This window comes from Polynucleobacter sp. 78F-HAINBA, from assembly GCF_018882325.1.
Classification (GTDB): Bacteria; Pseudomonadota; Gammaproteobacteria; order Burkholderiales; family Burkholderiaceae; genus Polynucleobacter.
In genome coordinates this window covers 127,931-144,488 of record NZ_JACVOQ010000001.1, presented here as the reverse complement: position 1 = coordinate 144,488, position 16,558 = coordinate 127,931, and the positions used below count along the sequence as shown (strand labels likewise).

15 protein-coding genes, 1 tRNA gene and 1 pseudogene are annotated in these 16,558 nt (G+C 46.6%); 3 read left to right on the top strand and 14 right to left on the bottom strand.

Annotation, left to right across the window (positions count from 1 at the left end; genetic code table 11):
- Positions 1-7: 7 nt before the first annotated feature.
- Genes ICN11_RS00680 through ICN11_RS00670 form a run of 3 tightly spaced genes read right to left on the bottom strand, consistent with a single transcriptional unit; the run spans position 8 to position 2,741 of the window.
- Positions 8-1,165: a glycosyltransferase family 9 protein gene (locus tag ICN11_RS00680; RefSeq protein WP_216228688.1), complete on the bottom strand. Its 1,158-nt coding sequence runs from the start codon at positions 1,163-1,165 to the stop codon at positions 8-10.
- Between the two features lie 20 nt (positions 1,166-1,185).
- Positions 1,186-2,010, bottom strand: coding sequence for a glycosyltransferase family 2 protein (locus ICN11_RS00675; protein WP_255539836.1), 825 nt, complete (start codon positions 2,008-2,010; stop codon positions 1,186-1,188).
- On the bottom strand, positions 1,962-2,741 hold the full coding sequence (locus ICN11_RS00670) for a glycosyltransferase family 2 protein (protein WP_216228687.1): 780 nt from the start codon (positions 2,739-2,741) through the stop codon (positions 1,962-1,964). Before ICN11_RS00670 ends, ICN11_RS00675 begins: the two co-directional genes overlap by 49 nt.
- A 10-nt stretch (positions 2,742-2,751) precedes the next feature.
- On the opposite strand from ICN11_RS00670, the gene msbA reads away from it, so the two are divergent.
- A complete protein-coding gene (msbA, locus tag ICN11_RS00665; RefSeq protein WP_216228686.1) occupies positions 2,752-4,515 on the top strand; it encodes a lipid A export permease/ATP-binding protein MsbA in 1,764 nt (587 codons plus the stop codon).
- 7 nt (positions 4,516-4,522) lie between these two features.
- On the opposite strand, the gene rng is transcribed toward msbA, so the two are convergent.
- The 8 genes and pseudogenes from rng to ICN11_RS00625 form a co-directional block, all read right to left on the bottom strand.
- Entirely contained in the window at positions 4,523-5,986 is a 1,464-nt protein-coding gene (gene rng, locus ICN11_RS00660) for a ribonuclease G (protein WP_216228685.1), read from the bottom strand.
- A complete protein-coding gene (locus ICN11_RS00655) occupies positions 5,983-6,606 on the bottom strand; it encodes a nucleoside triphosphate pyrophosphatase (protein WP_216228684.1) in 624 nt (207 codons plus the stop codon). The genes rng and ICN11_RS00655 overlap by 4 nt, the downstream gene beginning before the upstream one ends.
- A 7-nt stretch (positions 6,607-6,613) precedes the next feature.
- A complete protein-coding gene (rlmH, locus tag ICN11_RS00650) occupies positions 6,614-7,057 on the bottom strand; it encodes a 23S rRNA (pseudouridine(1915)-N(3))-methyltransferase RlmH (RefSeq protein ID WP_216228683.1) in 444 nt (147 codons plus the stop codon).
- 13 nt (positions 7,058-7,070) lie between these two features.
- Positions 7,071-7,457 (bottom strand): annotated as a pseudogene (gene rsfS / locus ICN11_RS00645) (ribosome silencing factor); the annotation flags it as partial.
- A gap of 54 nt (positions 7,458-7,511) precedes the next feature.
- The gene (locus ICN11_RS00640) at positions 7,512-8,216 is read right to left on the bottom strand and encodes an adenylyltransferase/cytidyltransferase family protein (protein WP_255539835.1); all 705 of its coding nucleotides are present in this window, start codon (positions 8,214-8,216) and stop codon (positions 7,512-7,514) included.
- A 1-nt stretch (position 8,217) separates the two neighbouring features.
- Entirely contained in the window at positions 8,218-9,129 is a 912-nt protein-coding gene (hemF, locus tag ICN11_RS00635; RefSeq protein WP_216228909.1) for an oxygen-dependent coproporphyrinogen oxidase, read from the bottom strand.
- 66 nt (positions 9,130-9,195) lie between these two features.
- Positions 9,196-10,473 (bottom strand): phosphoribosylamine--glycine ligase, encoded by a 1,278-nt coding sequence (gene purD / locus ICN11_RS00630; RefSeq protein WP_216228682.1) that lies wholly within the window; start codon positions 10,471-10,473, stop codon positions 9,196-9,198.
- A gap of 48 nt (positions 10,474-10,521) precedes the next feature.
- Positions 10,522-11,241 carry a YebC/PmpR family DNA-binding transcriptional regulator gene (locus ICN11_RS00625; protein ID WP_216228681.1) on the bottom strand — a complete coding sequence of 240 codons (720 nt, stop codon included), beginning with the start codon at positions 11,239-11,241 and terminating at the stop codon, positions 10,522-10,524.
- A gap of 141 nt (positions 11,242-11,382) precedes the next feature.
- Between ICN11_RS00625 and ICN11_RS00620 the strand changes: the two genes are divergently transcribed.
- Both ICN11_RS00620 and ICN11_RS00615 read left to right on the top strand, forming a co-directional pair.
- A tRNA-Leu gene (locus tag ICN11_RS00620) sits at positions 11,383-11,467 on the top strand.
- Positions 11,468-12,089: 622 nt separating this feature from the next.
- Positions 12,090-13,175 (top strand): autotransporter outer membrane beta-barrel domain-containing protein, encoded by a 1,086-nt coding sequence (locus tag ICN11_RS00615; protein WP_216228680.1) that lies wholly within the window; start codon positions 12,090-12,092, stop codon positions 13,173-13,175.
- Positions 13,176-13,268: 93 nt separating this feature from the next.
- Here the strand turns inward: ICN11_RS00615 and ICN11_RS00610 are convergent, their stop codons facing one another.
- From ICN11_RS00610 to lptF, 3 genes are all read right to left on the bottom strand, one after another.
- The gene (locus tag ICN11_RS00610; RefSeq protein ID WP_216228679.1) at positions 13,269-14,210 is read right to left on the bottom strand and encodes a CysB family HTH-type transcriptional regulator; all 942 of its coding nucleotides are present in this window, start codon (positions 14,208-14,210) and stop codon (positions 13,269-13,271) included.
- A 62-nt stretch (positions 14,211-14,272) separates the two neighbouring features.
- Positions 14,273-15,427 (bottom strand): LPS export ABC transporter permease LptG, encoded by a 1,155-nt coding sequence (gene lptG, locus ICN11_RS00605; protein WP_216228678.1) that lies wholly within the window; start codon positions 15,425-15,427, stop codon positions 14,273-14,275.
- Positions 15,424-16,539: an LPS export ABC transporter permease LptF gene (lptF, locus tag ICN11_RS00600; RefSeq protein ID WP_216228677.1), complete on the bottom strand. Its 1,116-nt coding sequence runs from the start codon at positions 16,537-16,539 to the stop codon at positions 15,424-15,426. Before lptF ends, lptG begins: the two co-directional genes overlap by 4 nt.
- Positions 16,540-16,558: the final 19 nt, after the last annotated feature.

Sequence of the window (16,558 nt, the reverse complement as noted above, 5' to 3'; positions counted from 1 at the left end):
GAGTGCTTTATTTATTTGTAGCAGCTTGAAGCGCTGCAATCACTTGATTTGGCTCTAAGTGATCCAAGCATTCGCTATTGCTAGTCGCGCGATCTTCACAACCTGCTTTGCGGCAGGGGACGCACTCACCAGGCCCTTGCAAAATCGTGACATTGCCAACCGTCTGCGAAAGAGCTCTCAATTGATAGGGTTGTGTGCCAATAAAGCCATTTGGCCATGGGCCAAAGTTGGTGGGGGGCGTTGGGCCAAATAAGGCAATGGTAGGCGTGTTACATGCTGCCGCAAGATGGGTGATCGAGGTATCGACTCCAACATAGGCTATCGCTCCACGAATTAGTGTGCCCGCTTGAGGGATGGTGAGTAGACCTGCAGTGTCAACAACCTGGCTTCGTGTTTCTTCATCTAGCAATGAAAGAATATCTTTATTGAGTTGTAGATCTTGCTTGGCGGGGGATGCGCTCAATACAACTTGCCAACCTTGTTCTGTAATCCACGTCAGCAAAGATTGCCAATAAGCGAGCGGCCAGCGCTTGTAAGCTGTTAAAGGGCCGGGATGAACCACCACATAGGGGGAGTGAAGTTGAGCGGCAATGCTTGGGGTAATGGGATCGCCAGCGGGAGCTGTTACTGAGACTGGTTTTTTAAATAATCCCAGTGGATTCTGATAAAAGATCTCGAGTAGGCGAAGCTTTTCGGTGATGACATGTTGTACAAAATAATCCACATCAACTGTATGTAAGCTGATGGCCTTTTTCCAGGCGTTTTGCTGATCACTTTTACTTTTCTTTGCTTTATCTTGCTCTGTGAGCCCTTGAGGGTGGCCACCTAATACACCTACGCGTTGATGAGCTGCTACTAAACCATAGAAATAGGCGCGATCACTGGGTTGCGTGACTACTGCTAAGTCGTAACGTTGAAAGAGTTTAAAAAATAAGGAAAGATATTCTTTGAGTTTGGGGCGGTCTGAAGTTTCGATTATCTGGGCAATATCAGGATTGCCTTTGAGCATGTCGAGCTTGCCGCGATAACCCAAGAAGTGGAATTCCGCATCAGGCCATAGTTCACGCGCTTGTGAAATTAGCGGTGTAGTGACAAGGACATCTCCAATCTGGCGAGTCGCAATGAATAAAACTTTTTTCGGCTTTAGTGCTGAGAACGCGGTCATAGGGCTAATGTAACTCAATCCTACTGAGCTTTAGCCAGAATTTTTTCACGGACGCGCCGCGCATTTTCTGCCGCATTGGATTGATCGTTAATGCGATGATAGAGATGGAGTACTTCGGTGGACCAGGATCCAGATTTACGAATCACACCCTTATTTTGTAATCTAAAAACAAAATCAGCATCTTCATGACCCCAGCCTGTCATGGTTTCATCGAAGCCGCCAATAGCCAAAGCATCCGCCTTCCAACAGGCCATATTGCAGCCTTTAATGCGCCGCCAGACAAATTTCTTATAGTCGCGCCAAGCGCCATCCCCTAACTTCAACTTGAGAGGCCAATACTTATTGATGCTGCCAGAGAGGCGATAGTTGAATAAGTTACCAGCAAACTTCTTGAAATCCCAGTGTGACCATGAGAGCAATTGTTTGCTGAGCTCATCGCTAAGCAGGACGCGACTACCAGTTACCAGATGATTAGCTTGGGATAGTCTTCGATGTTGAGCGATAAAGTCTGGCTGAACAACGCAGTCGCCATCTAGAAATATCAAATACTCACCAACAGATGCTTCTATAGCTTGATTGAGAATGCGCGTCTTACGAAAGCCCTGATCCTCTTGCCAGAGATGCGTGATTTTTACTGGGAAATCAACCTGAGTGGCGGCAATCACTTCTTTGGTATCTGAGGTAGAGCCGTCATCAGCAATGATGATTTCAAAATCTAAATCAGTTTGAGTGCTGAGCGACTCAAGACATAGTTTGAGAGCTTGCGGCCAGTTGTAGGTCGCTAACAGTACAGAGATCATTTGCTGTGATGTGGATGATTCGAAGCTTCTTGATGCAATTGCCATAACTTCATGTAGCGATAGTAGGTACCTTGCCCATTGGAGATTGCCAAGGCAAAGCCTTGGGGGCCGTCCAAGAAACCAAGGCGAATGAAATAGGTGCGAATAAAGGCCCAAATGCCATGAAGTACTGCTTTTAAGGGGCTACTCTTTTTCCCTTTAGAAAATGCCTGCTCTGCTGATGCTGTTGAATATCGGTCAAGTTTCTGCAGCACTTGTGAGTAGTTCATAAAACTGAAGTGCAGCATGGGATTTTCTAGCTTCGCTACTTGACCATTTGGGATTAAGCGCTCATGAACGAGATCATCAGAGAAGCGGGCAGTGCCGCGCTTGAATAATCGATCTACATAGTCAGGGCTCCAGCCAGAATGGCGAATAAAGCGTCCGCAATACCAGGAGAGGCGCGGAATCGCAAAACAGTCGACATGAGCCGAATGATGGATTGCCGTCAGAATTTCACTTCTGAGGGCAGGGGTAAGGCGCTCATCGGCATCTAGGGAGAGAATCCACTCACCAGTGGCCAGGTCCAGAGCGCGATTCTTTTGAGGTCCAAATCCAGGCCAATCCACCGGTTGGCTAATGACTGCACCATGGTTATTAGCGATTTCTAGGGTGCTATCGGTGCTGTTGGTATCGACCACCACGATTTGCTGGGCAATCCCCTCCAGGGAGGCCAAACAATCGGCCAAATTGGCCTCTTCATTGCGAGTGATGAGTATGACGGATAAGGTGGGCATAATTCATTATATGAATGCTCAAGACCGTACCGCCCTAAATCGCTTAATCCAGTACCTCAAGCCCCATATTGGCTTAATTATTGGCTCTTTATTGGCTATGGCGCTAGTTGCCGGCGCAGAAACCTCCATTCCAGCCTTGATGAAACCACTATTGGATCGGGGTTTTACTGGGCAGATGAATAGCAAGCTCTGGCAGGTACCGGTTTTCTTGGTGGGTTTAGCGCTTGTCCGTAGCTTGGCTCAGTTCCTATCAAATTATTTACTCACTCGCGTCATTAATTCGGTACTGCTTAAATTACGTGAGCAGATGTTTCAAACGCTATTAAATGCCTCAACTACTTTTTTCCAAAAGAACTCCGCATCAAGTTTAATTAATGCAGTTGTTTTTGAGGTGAACAACGTTCTCTCCATCATGGGTGGCATGTTGATTAGTTTGGTGCGAGATTCGCTCACTGTAGTTGGTTTAATTGGCTACCTTATTTATTTAAATTGGCAACTGACTTTAGTGGTGCTGGTGATCTTCCCTATCATCGCCTTCATTATGAGCAAGATTAACAGGCGTCTGCGAACTTTAAATCGCGAGCAGCAGACCCTGACCAGTGAGTTGGCCTATATCGTTGAGGAATCTGCTGCTGGATACAAGATCGTGAAAGTACATGGCGCAGAAGAATATGAGATGCGACGCTTTATGAATAAGGCAGAGCGCTTACGTCAGTTTGCACTGAAGTCAGCAGTGGCTGGGGGTTTGAATCAGCCCATCACGCAACTGATCGCCTCTATGGCGCTGTCGATCGTCTTGGTGATTGCCTTGATGCAGTCAGCTTCTGAAGGCACTACAGTGGGTGGCTTTGCCTCTTTTATTACCGCCATGATGTTGGTGATTTCGCCGATTAAACATTTGGCCGATATTAATCAGCCATTACAGCGCGGCTTAACTGCTGCAGAGATGATTTTCTCGCTCATGGACCAGCCTTTTGAAGAGGATGAATCTCGCAAAGAGAATATGAAGTCCTTAGGCAAAGCTAAGGGTGGAATTCGATTTGAAGATGTTGGTTTTTCTTATCAGCAAGAAGCTGGGCGTAAAGATGCGCTCACTGGTGTAAATTTAAACATTAAGTCTGGTGAGGTAGTGGCTTTTGTCGGCCCATCTGGCGGTGGTAAATCTACGCTGGTCAATTTATTGCCGCGTTTCTTTAAGCCCACTAGCGGACAAATTTTCTTAGACGATATTCCTCTTGAGGATATTGTCTTGGCTGATGTACGCAAGCAAATTGCTTTTGTAAGCCAGGATGTTATTTTGTTTAATGACAGCATTGCAGCAAACGTAGCCTATGGTGCTGTGGGTCCAGAAGGCATTGACCGTGGGCGCGTGATGGAGGCGCTTGAGGCGGCAAACTTATCCGCGCTCATGAAAGAAATGCCTGAAGGTGTTGATACGCAAATTGGAGATAACGGCAATCGCTTATCCGGTGGTCAACGCCAGCGTTTAGCCATTGCAAGAGCGATTTATAAAGATGCGCCCATCCTGATCTTGGATGAGGCAACTTCAGCCCTGGATTCCGAGTCTGAGCGTCAAGTACAAGATGCCTTGGAGCGCCTGATGGCTGGACGAACTACTTTGGTTATTGCGCACCGCTTGTCTACCATTGAGCATGCGGACCGGATTGTGGTACTCGAGCATGGTCATGTGATTGAGAATGGCTCGCATGAAGAGTTAATCGTTAAGGATGGCATGTATGCCAACTTGCATCGCATTCAGTTTTCAAATGCTTAATCAGTGATTAACTGAGAACAATATCGTATTGCTCTTGGCGGAAGCTACCTTCTGCTTGGAGTTTGATAGGTTTGGCGATAAAGTCGCCTAATTGCGCTAAAAATTGATTTTCTTCTTCAAGGAAGAGGTCGATTACATCGGGTGCAGCAACAATTCTAAATTCACGGGGATTAAATTGGCGATGCTCTCGCACAATTTCCCGCAAAATCTCATAACAAATAGTCTGCGCTGTTTTGACTTCGCCTTTGCCCTGGCAGGTAGCGCAAGGCTCGCAAGTAATGTGGGCGAGGGATTCTCGAGTACGTTTGCGCGTCATCTCCACCAAGCCCAATGAGGAAAAGTCACTCACTGAGGTTCGAGCATGATCACGTTCTAAATTGCGATTGAGTTCGTGCAAAACGGATTCTTGATGGTCTTTGCTCAGCATATCAATAAAGTCAATGATGATGATGCCGCCAAGATTACGTAAACGGAGTTGGCGAGCAATGGCCTGAGCAGCCTCAAGATTGGTTTTAAAAACAGTGTCATCGAGATTGCGTGCGCCCACGTAACTTCCAGTGTTGACATCAATCGTAGTCATTGACTCTGTTTGATCGATCATCAGATAGCCGCCCGATTTGAGGTCAACTCTTCTGCCTAAGGCTTTATTGATTTCAGCATCAACATCAAATAAATCAAATAGGGCGCGCTCGCCACGATGTAGTGTGAGCTTATCCAGGAGATTGGGCATGTAGAGCGTAGCGAAACCTTTGAGCTTTTCAAAGTTCTCCGCGGAGTCAACTCGGATTTGGGTAGTTTCTTCACCAGCAACGTCGCGTAATACCCGTTCAGCTAAGCTGAGATCTTGGTAAAGCAAACTAGGGGCAGCCTTGTGGTTCACTGCCTCTCGGATTTTCTCCCAGGTGGTGCGTAGGTAATGCATGTCGTGCTCAAGCTCAGTATCACTGGCGTCTTGTGCGCTGGTACGCACAATGATTCCACCTTTTTCATCGGCAGGCATGAGTCCGGCAAGGCGCGCCTTAATTGCTTCGCGTTCCTCGGGTTGATCAATTCTTTGGGATACACCAATATATTTCTCGGTGGCTGCATCAGTACCAGCTGGGGGTAGATATACCAAGTTTCGGCCAGCAATACTGAGTTGGGTTGTAAGGCGGGCACCTTTAGTTCCAAGAGGATCCTTAAGAACTTGGACTAAAACATTTTGCCCCTCAAAGAGCAACTTTTCAATTTGAGCTTGAGGATTGTTTTGGGTGATATCGGCAACGTGCATAAATGCAGTGCGCTCTAAGCCGATCTCAATGAAGGCAGATTGCATACCAGGTAGTACGCGCACTACTTTAGCCAAATAGATGTTGCCGACGATGCCTCGTTGACGCGTGCGCTCAATCTGTAGTTCTTGAACGGCGCCTTGCTGAATTAATGCCACCCGTGTTTCTTGGGGTGTAATGTTGATCAGAATTTCTTCATTCATATGCGGGCAACTTTAGCGAAATCCAATAATTGGTTAACTTCGAAAATAGGTAAACCCATGATACCGCTATAGCTACCCTTAACTGAGGGAATAAAAGCCCCTCCAAGACCCTGAATACCATATGCCCCAGCCTTACCAAAAGGCTCACCACTCTGAATGTAGCTATCAATTTGCGCTTCAGATAAGTGGGCAAATTCCACTTCGGATACTTGCACCAAACAAAGGGGGTTGGTTTTGGGGTCGATCGTGAGAACAACTGCAGTAAGTACCTCATGTACCTTACCGCTGAGCATTTTGAGAATACGTACTGCATCGGCGGCATCACTGGGTTTTCCAAGGATCTCGCCGGCAGGATTGCCAGGCAAGCTAACGGTAGTATCTGCGCACAGAATGGGTGCCCAAGATTTGCCGCTGTTTTGCCATCTTGCTAATGCAATGGCGCTTTTGGCAAAGGTGACCCGCTCAACATATTGACGGGCTTTTTCATTGGGGAGGGGCGCCTCAAGGGTCTCTGTATCTTCACCTGGTGCCGCAATCAGCATCTCAAACTGGATGCCAATTTGTTTTAGTAGTTCTTGGCGTCGTGGACTTTGTGAGGCAAGGTAAATATAAGAAAACATCAATGACTTACTCGCGGTGATAAGGATGGCCTTGCAAAATGGTCCAGGCTCGATAGAGTTGTTCGACCAACAAAACTCTTGCCATAGCATGGGGCAAGGTTAGGCTTGAGAGGCGCCACATAGCTTGTGCACCTTCTTTGAGGCTGGCATCAAGTCCATCGGCACCACCAATTAAAAAAGTGATGTCAAAACCTTCTTGACGCCAGTTTGCTAACTGCGTAGCTAAATTTTGTGTAGTTTGATCTTTGCCACGCTCATCCAGCGCAATGACTCGAGAGCCTTTCGGAATGGCAGCTGCAATTTTTATAGCTTCTTTTGCTGGAGTGAGATCGGGTTTAATCTCTTTGATTTCAATACAGCAATCAGCGGGCATGCGCTTAATGTAATCATGGGTTGCAGTTGCAACCCATTCTGGCATTTTGTGACCAACAGAAACAATCGTTAAGCGCATTGCTAAAGCATTACTCTTCGTCGTCAGGTTCGCTTGCTTTCACAAGACCTTTGTCGGCTGCCAATTTGACGCGAACCGGCTTTGCGCCCCACATACCTTCAAGTTGATAGTACGCACGCAATGCAGGTTGCAAAATGTGAACCACGATATCGCCACAATCGACGAGCACCCACTCACCAGTCTCCAAACCTTCGACTGAGATGACTTCGCCGCCTTTAGCATTGACGGCCTCTTTAACTGACATGGCCAAAGATCTGGTCTGGCGATTGGAGGTGCCGGTGGCAATGATCACGCGATCAAAAAGCTCACTGAGCTTAGTAGTGTCATAAACACGAATATCTTGCGCTTTGACATCTTCCAGGGCATCGATCACTACGCGTTGTAATTTAGTTAAGTCCATAGTTTCTTTAATATTTTTCTCAGATTTTTGTATATAGGGGTGATCTTAGCCTGATTACTTATACAGACCTAGATTTGTGATGATTTCTAAGGCGTGAGACGGAATGTGCTCGGAGGCAATGGCGCTACGAGAAGTGCTTTTAAGCTGATTTCGCAACTCGGTTGATGAAAGGTCTACTGAAAGACTGTTATCTAGGTAGATGCGGCCAAATCGGCTTTTTTCAAGGGTGTCTGGGTCCATACATTGATGATTTGCCAATAAAGCCTCAATTTCAGGGCTCATATCCGCAGAAATCTTATGGTGGGGCCTGCTAGCTACTGCGAAATTCACAAAGCCTAGTAATTGATCCCAGGAGTTCCAGGAGGGGAGATTAAGAAGGGAGTCCGCTCCCATTAACCAAGTTAGGTTGATATCAGGCCCAAAGCGCTCCCTCAAGGCTTTTGCAGTGTCGATTGCATAGCTCGGACCTGCACGATCAATTTCGATGCGATCAACGCCAATTTGAGTGGGGATTTGTAAATAGAGAAATGCTCTCGCTAGATCAATACCCGCAGCTTCAGTAAGTTGTAAGCGGATTTCTGCGGGAGTGATGCCAGCATCTTTTTGCCAAGGCTCACCACTAGGGATTAGCAGTAAGGCATCAAGATGCAGGACCTTTGCAAAATGTGTGGCCAGCTTTAGGTGACCAAGATGCGGCGGGTCAAAAGTACCGCCTAAGATGCCAATTCTTTTTGGAGCGTCCAAATGTACTGAGCTCAAGTTAGGCTAGCCAGTCACGCGGCTTAAGGTAGTGGTCGTAGAGCTTGGCTTCTGGCGTACCGGGTTTTGGTTGCCAGTTGTACCACCACTGAACTACCGGTGGCATGGACATCAGAATGGATTCAGTGCGTCCACCTGAGTGCAAGCCAAAAATGGTGCCACGGTCGAATATCAAGTTGTATTCCACATAGCGACCACGACGATATTCTTGAAATGCTTTTTCTTCAGCAGTGAAGCTGTCTTTATAGCGACGCTCCACAATCGGTAAGTAAGCATCAATAAATGCATCACCAACAGCGCGTGTCATCGCAAAGCTTTGCTCAAAACCAAGGCCATTGAAGTCATCAAAAAAGACACCACCAATACCACGGGGTTCTTCACGATGCTTTAGGTAAAAATATTCATCACACCATTTTTTAAAGCGTGGATACAGATCCTCACCAAATGGATCTAAAGCATCTTTTGCTGTTTGATGAAAGTGTTTGCAATCTTCATCAACGCCGTAATAGGGCGTGAGATCAAAACCACCACCAAACCACCAGACCGGCTCTTTATAGGGGGCTTGTGCAATAAAGCAGCGCACATTCATATGGGTAGTTGGTACCTTAGGATTGTTTGGGTGAAACACCAAAGAAACGCCCATTGCTTCAAAGCTGCGCCCTGCAACTTCTGGGCGATGGTGGGATGCTGAAGGCGGCATTTGATCGCCGCGGACATGCGAGAAGCCCACGCCACCTTTTTCTAAAATATTTCCGCCATCCAAAATGCAGGTACGTCCATAACCCTTTAACTTACTATCCTCTGGCTTTTCCCAGGCGTCCACCATAAAGGCTTTGCTATCAAGTGCACTCATTGCAGTGGTGATGCGATCTTGCAGGCCTAAAAAGTAATTCTTTAGGGCTGCAAGATCAATTTGAGTATGTTCGGCAGATGACAAGGATGAAAATTTCTTCGTATGGGGTGATAAGAGTTTGCTTAATTATTTGACTGCGCGATAGCCAATATCTTTGCGATATTGCATGCCATCAAACTGGATCTGAGAGATAGCGTCGTATGCTTTTTGTTGTGCACCACGAACAGTATCTGATAGGCCTACTACACACATCACGCGACCACCCGAGGTGACAAGCTTGCCATCTTGCAGCTTAGTGCCAGCATGAAAGGTCAATTGATCTTCAGTGTCAGCTGGTATGCCAGTAATGACATCGCCATTACGCGGAGTGTCTGGATAGTTGTGTGCTGCGAGCACAACACCTAAAGCGGTGCGACGATCCCAATCCAATTCCACTTCATTGAGTGTGCCATCTACCGCATGATCGAGTGCATTGACTAAATCACTGCGTAGTCGCGCCATGATGGGTTGTGTTTCTGGGTCACCCATACGGCAGTTAAATTCCAAAGTTTTAATCTTGCCGTCTGGAGAAATCATAAGACCTGCATAGAGGAAGCCAGTGTAAGGAATGCCATCAGCCTCCATGCCCTTCACGGTAGGCATGATGACTTCGCGTAAAGCGCGCGCATGAATTTCTGGTGTGACAACCGGGGCGGGGGAGTAAGCACCCATGCCGCCAGTATTAGGGCCTTGATCAGCATCGAGTAAACGCTTGTGATCTTGGCTGGTAGCTAAAGCTAAAACATGTTTGCCATCCACGAGCACAATAAAACTAGCTTCTTCACCGGTTAAAAATTCTTCAATAACAACGCGTGCACCTGCATTACCGAGTTTGTTATCGGCAAGCATCATGTCGACAGCTGCATGCGCTTCTGCTAAATCCATGGCTACAACTACACCTTTGCCAGCAGCTAGACCATCCGCTTTAATGACGATCGGCGCACCTTTGGCATCAATGTAAGCATGTGCCTCTAATGCGTTTGAGAAAGTTTGGTACTCCGCCGTTGGGATGCCGTGGCGTTTCATAAACGCTTTAGAGAAATCCTTTGAGGACTCCAATTGAGCCGCTAGCTGAGTTGGTCCGAAGATGCGCAAACCATTGTTGCGAAATACATCTACGATGCCTGCGGCTAATGGAGCTTCAGGACCCACTACTGTGAGATGAATTTTTTCACGCTTGGCAAAGTCCGCTAACTCTTGAAGACCAGAAATGGGAAGATTTTCAATTCCCGCAGCAGCTTGTTTTGCTGTGGCGGTGCCGCCATTTCCTGGTGCCACATATACGGTTTGCACTTGTGGAGATTGAGCCAGCTTCCATGCCAATGCATGTTCACGACCACCGGATCCAACTAAAAGAATTTTCATGACGAGCTAAGAAATAGGTTAATGAATGGGATTTATAAATTCGATGACTTACAAGGATGCATTCGTAAATACTTCTTGAACATCATCTAAGTTTTCAAGTGCATCCAAAAGTTTTTGCATGCTCTCGGCTTGTTCACCCTCGAACTCGGTTTCGGTTTCTGGGCGCATTGTCACTGTGGCAAGTTCTGCTTTTAAGCCTGCCTGGGTGAGCGCGTCTTGCACTTTAGAAAAGTCAGGCACTGGCGTGAGCACCTCAAGTGATCCATCATCATGGGTGATGACATCTTCTGCGCCGGCATCGAGTGCGATCTCCATGAGTTGATCTTCATTAGTGCCTGGGGCAAACAACATCTGACCGCAGTGCTTAAACATAAAAGCAACTGATCCCTCGGCACCCATATTGCCACCATTTTTATTAAATGCATGGCGCACTTCAGCAACGGTACGTGTGCGGTTGTCGGTTAAGCAATCAACGATGATGGCAGCTCCATTGAGGCCATAACCTTCATAACGAATCTCTTCATAGTTAACACCCTCGAGTGAGCCTGTGCCGCGCTGAATTGCACGCTGCACGTTGTCATTGGGCATATTGGCATCTTTAGCCTTATCGATTGCTAGGCGTAAACGCGGGTTCGTAGCAATATCGCCGCCGCCTAATTTAGCTGCAACCGTGATTTCTTTTATGAGTTTGGTCCAAATCTTGCCGCGCTTTTCGTCTTGACGTCCTTTGCGGTGCTGAATATTGGCCCATTTCGAATGGCCGGCCATACGGGTAAGTCCTTTTGAGTAATGTGGCTTGAAGACCTCATTTTAAGGGCTTCTGAGACCAAGAATGGGGGTGCTACAACTTTTTTGTTACACTCTCACCTCTTAGTAAGCTTCAATGCAGTTTTTCCACTGCAAACACCTGCCCCGGTGATGGAATTGGTAGACGTGCCGGACTCAAAATCCGGTGCCGCAAGGCGTGGCGGTTCAAGTCCGCCCCGGGGCACCAAGTACTTTTCTTTAGTTCTTGAGATCCCCCTTTTCAGATCACGGCTGACAAGCCTGCTTGAATAAGCTTGCGCGCGCATACCCACCGAGCTTGTTCTTTCGCCTACTCGCTGGCCTAGAAAAGCCGCTCTTCAATTGCTGAGCCGTTGTTTTTTTGTTTTAAATATTCAAATTGTTAGTTAATTTGTGATGATTCAGGGAGAATCTCGAGTTAGCCATATGGCTAATAGCCCATCCAACCAATAAGATCCCCATGAATTCGTTCAACCTTAGGAAAACATTTTTCAATGTTTTTACCTCGGCGATATTGTTTAGCTCTATCCAAGCTTATGCCGATTCGACATTTCGATTGGAATGGTCGGGCGCTAGCTTTGGTAATACTGCAACTGCTGTTGGTTCCATCACCTTTAATCCAGCTGGATTAGCATATCTAACAACCGCGAATAGTACGAGTCCTCCGACTTCAGCTATTGGGGTTACAGCCTTCACTATGACCATTAACGGTGCTGGCATTGGAAATCAAACGCTGTCCCTTGCGAATAACGGGGGGGGACTTTACGATTTGGTCTCCATCCCCATTAAATTTGACTAGGCAGTTAATTGGTCAGCCCGTTGGGGGAGGTTTGTTGTACGGTCAAACAACTTCAACTGCCGGTGACTTTAATTACTTCCCGGTAAGCGGCACCACTTCAAGGGGATCTTGGTATTTTACGTATACCGCTGAAGATGGTTCAGCTATGCTCTTGACCTATTTTGGAATTTTCGGCCCCTCCGTCGCCGACACTCAGCAATCTCTAGTGAACACTGCTGCCGTTCTTCAGGGTACGGTTACATTGCAAAACTCTGTGATGGTGAATAGCTTTACTTATGACTGCCCAGTCTTTGATAAGTATGGAGTGTGCGTCTCTGCTGGTGGCCGCAATACAACGGTACAAGCCCAAGGTATAAACAACACAAGTGGCTTGTTGATTGCTTCATATCGTTTGGATGCTAATAATTCTCGCGTTGGCGCTTATGCAGACCAGAACTTGTCCATAAGTGGCCCAGGAACAGTTCAGTTAGGCAATAACACTCCAATGCTCGGTATATTTGGTGTGTGGAGCGAGCGTCCTGACGGGGTTGGTGCTGAAGTAAAAGTTTCAGCTGCCTATGGTCAAAAAAGTACTACTGTGACTCGTCAAGTGGTTGGCACATCTGAAGCAGGCATTGGTGGATCAAACCTCACTAGCCAAGGCGCTCAGGTAATTGCAAGGTATGGATTTGGCGTTGCCGATCAATTAGTCGCATCTCCTTACGTCGGCGTTCGTTATACCCAAAATAATCTTGGTGGCTACACTGAGGCCAGCTCTACTTCGGTTACAGCCCCCTTGAGTTATGGGCAGTTAAATACCAATGCAACGACAGCTCTGGCTGGTGCGGAGTTGAAGTACAGGGGTATTCCGCAAACAACTTTGTTTGCGAGCGCTGGAGTGGAGACCGATACCAACACTGCTAATGGTTCCTATAACGCTAGTAATGCATCTATCGGTACTTTGGCGCCAGTAAATTTCAATCCTAATCCAGTGAAGACTCGTCCAACAGCATCTATTGGTGCTTACTATGATGTTGAAAAGAATCACCGTTTAGGGGTAACTGGCATCTATCGTCAAGAGCCATTCCAGGCTGTCTCTACAACGACTGTAATGGCTACATATACAGTTGGTTTGTAAGTAATCGACTAACTTAAAAAGAAACCCGCTACGGCGGGTTTTTTATTGGATAGTTATTGCGAGAAAACTCTCCCGTAACGCTATTTCAACTCTTTAAATCTCGTAAGTTTCTGACTCGCTATTCATGGCTTGCTCAACAATTTTCTTGGTAAGCGTTGGCGAGAATAGTTCGATGAAGGTATACACAAAAGAGCGTAAGTAGGCTCCCTGCTTAACACCTAAATGCGTTACGTTGTTACCAAACAAGTGCCCAACTGGAATAACTCGTAGATTGCGATCTCGATCTGCATCGTATGCCAATCCAGCCACAATACCCACGCCCATTCCAGTTTCAACGTAAGTCTTAATCACGTCTGCATCGATTGCCTCCAAAATAATATCGGGGCTTAGATTGCGTTGTGCAAATGCAGCGTCAATTTTGCTACGACCCGCAAACGCTTTGTCGTAGGTGATGAGTGGGTACTTTGCAATCTCTTCTAAGGTGATTGTTGATTGATTCAGAAGGGGGTGGCTTAGCGGCACCATGACAACGTGTTGCCATTGGTAGCCTGGAAGTGCCAGTACACCAGGGGTATTGGCAATACCTTCAGTTGCAATTGCAATATCTGCACGATCATGAATCAACAACTCTGCAATTTGACCCGGACTTCCCTGTTGAATGCTCACTCGAACCTTTGGAAAGCGTTTAGTAAATTCAGTAAGCACCTTTGGTAACGCGTAACGTGCCTGCGTATGAGTGGTTGCAATCACAAAGTTGCCTTGATCTTGACTGGCAAAGTCTTTACCAACTCGTCTTAAAGTTTCTACTTCATCCAGAATGCGCTCAATCGAGGCGAGAATGCGTTTACCTGGCTCGGTGAGCGAGCGAATGCGTTTACCGTGGCGTCGGAATATTTCCACGCCCAACTCATCTTCCAGCTCAATGATGGCCTTGGAGACTCCAGGCTGAGAGGTAAAGAGGGCCTTGGCAGCAGTAGTCAGATTGAAGTTCTGTCTTACGGCCTCACGAACAAAACGAAATTGGTGAAGATTCATATGGATTCCATTCTTTATATCAACTGCGATATATGAATGAGATTCTATATGATTTTTAGGTATTAAGCTCTAGATACCCAACGTAAACCCACAATCGCCAAGATGAAATAAAGCAATGGCGGCGTTAGGGCGGTAAGTAGTGCGGGCCAAGAGCCTAGGAGTCCAACATTAGAGAAGAGGGAGTTAAAAAGTTGAAAGCTCATGCCTAGCATGATGCCGCCAAATACCTTGATGCCAACGCTACCGGCGCGCACCTTGAGGTAGGCAAACGGCAGTGCCAATGTCAGCATAACGAAGATCGTAAATGGGTAAATTACTTTTTTCCAGAACGCAATAGAGTGACGCTGAGCATCCTGTTTGTTATCTCTCAAGTGTGAAATAAAACGCCCCAAGCTAAAGATCGACATTTTTTCCGGACTGACTAAAAGTACGCTCAAAATTTGAGGTGTGACTTCGGAATTGAGGCTAACAATTGGATGTACAAAAGTCTGGGCTGAATAGACGGGATTGAGTGGATCACTCTGCTTGGTTTCTTTAAAGCGAGTTTCAGTGACGTCATCCAGAATCCAGGTTCCCGTTTGATCAAAGCGTCCAGATACTGCGCTACGAATAGAAAGTAGACGATACGCATCATCAAACTCATACATGCGAATGTTTTTGATTTCGTTATCTTGTTCAATCTTGCCAACGTTGACATAGCGAACTCCTGGCCTAATAGGACCGCTACCATCTTCATCTCGCAAACGATCTTTTACCCATACCCCAGTTTTGAATTGCGAGCTATAGGAAGAGCCTAAGGCCTTCATGCGAATCTGCTCTGAGAGATTCTCGGTATAGGGCCCTAGCCACTCGCTCATGACGAGCGTCAGAACAACTAGGGGTAATGAAATTTTGGCTAGTGTAGTCAAGCCTCTGCGTATATCTAATCCAGCAATGCGCAAGATCGTGAACTCGGACTGACTAGCTAGCATCGCAAATACATAAATACTTCCAATCAAGCCAGCAATAGGGATGATCTCAGAAATACGACTTGGAGCTTTTAATAAAACATGCAGCAGTGCTAATGGCAGGGTGTATTGACCCTTTACTGAACCAAGCTCGCTGAGGATGTCAAAAAATAAAAACAGTGCTACCAAGGCAAACAGAATGAAGCCAAACGCAGCATAGATCTGCCTGGCTAAGTAGCGTTCAAATATGAAGGGGAATAGATATTTCATCTATTGGCCAAGAATGAAGGTAGTTGACGGCGCCACCACTTCAGCGAAGGGTTGATGCGATTACGAATGAGTAGAAAAGCTATGCCAAATGCCAATATATGAATGGGCCAAACAGCGATAACGGCGTTTACTTTTCCTTGCGCAACGAAACTTTGAGTGAGATTTAATAGGTTGCTATAAATCAAGTAAATCAGTACGGCATAAAACATCGCAGTGTAGTTACCTAGCCTTGGGTTGACGTAGGCCAGTGGAATGGCAATTAACACTAGGCCTAAAGCCATTAGCGGCAATCCAATCCTCCACAGTAGCTCAGCACGATTTTCGTTTAGTTGCTGTGGGTTTTGTTCGTTTAAGAGTTCCGAAACCGTCTTTTCTCGATCGCGAGGTGGTGGTTCTAGAGATTCTTTACTGTGAATGTTTGTAAGGTATTCAGAAAATTCTAGGATCCTAAAGTCCGGTTGCGTGGGGACCCCTTCATACCGACGACCGTTATTCAGAACGATTGATTTACCACCACCCTCTGCGTTTTCAATAAACCCAGTTGAGGCAACGGCGACGCTCAGTCGTCCATTTTTAGTTTCTGCAGCGAAGATATTTTTAACTTCACTTTTATCAACATCCAGCTCTTCAATAAAAAATACGCGCTCCGCTTTGGCGGACTCTCTAAATTGACCGGCAGCAACCATCGAAACGTCACTGCGCTGCTGAAATCTTTGGCTGATGAGGGTTGATTCACGATTGGCCCAAGGCCAAACAAACAAAGCCAATAGGGCGATGATGATGATGAGGGGTGTCGCAAAACGTAGGATTGGTTGAATCAGGCTAGCAATACTGAGGCCACTAGCAAACCAAACAATCATTTCTGAGTCTTTGTACCAGCGCACCAGCACAATTAAGACGGCTACAAATAGGGAGACCGTGAGCAATACGGCCATATAACCAAGAGTGGCCAGAGCTATGAGAACCAGGGCATCTTCTGGGTTTACTGCACCATTTGCCGCAAAGCCCAGAATTCGGATGACTAGGGTGGTAATCATGATGGTTACCAAGACCAAAAAAACACCACCAGTCGTAAAACTGAGTTCGCGGCGAAGGGCTTGGTGAAAAATCATGAGTAGATAATGAATTGGC

Bases quoted from the DNA above. Each gene is read 5' to 3' on its own strand.
- ICN11_RS00625 (WP_216228681.1), bottom strand. From the start codon at position 11,241: ATGGCCGGCCATTCGAAATGGGCCAATATTCAGCACCGCAAAGGACGT.
- lptF (WP_216228677.1), bottom strand. From the start codon at position 16,539: ATGATTTTTCACCAAGCCCTTCGCCGCGAACTCAGTTTTACGACTGGT.
- ICN11_RS00675 (WP_255539836.1), bottom strand. From the start codon at position 2,010: ATGGCAATTGCATCAAGAAGCTTCGAATCATCCACATCACAGCAAATG.
- rng (WP_216228685.1), bottom strand. From the start codon at position 5,986: ATGAATGAAGAAATTCTGATCAACATTACACCCCAAGAAACACGGGTG.
- msbA (WP_216228686.1), top strand. From the start codon at position 2,752: ATGAATGCTCAAGACCGTACCGCCCTAAATCGCTTAATCCAGTACCTC.
- ICN11_RS00670 (WP_216228687.1), bottom strand. From the start codon at position 2,741: ATGCCCACCTTATCCGTCATACTCATCACTCGCAATGAAGAGGCCAAT.
- rlmH (WP_216228683.1), bottom strand. From the start codon at position 7,057: ATGCGCTTAACGATTGTTTCTGTTGGTCACAAAATGCCAGAATGGGTT.
- ICN11_RS00680 (WP_216228688.1), bottom strand. From the start codon at position 1,165: ATGACCGCGTTCTCAGCACTAAAGCCGAAAAAAGTTTTATTCATTGCG.
- ICN11_RS00610 (WP_216228679.1), bottom strand. From the start codon at position 14,210: ATGAATCTTCACCAATTTCGTTTTGTTCGTGAGGCCGTAAGACAGAAC.
- lptG (WP_216228678.1), bottom strand. From the start codon at position 15,427: ATGAAATATCTATTCCCCTTCATATTTGAACGCTACTTAGCCAGGCAG.
- purD (WP_216228682.1), bottom strand. From the start codon at position 10,473: ATGAAAATTCTTTTAGTTGGATCCGGTGGTCGTGAACATGCATTGGCA.
- ICN11_RS00655 (WP_216228684.1), bottom strand. From the start codon at position 6,606: ATGTTTTCTTATATTTACCTTGCCTCACAAAGTCCACGACGCCAAGAA.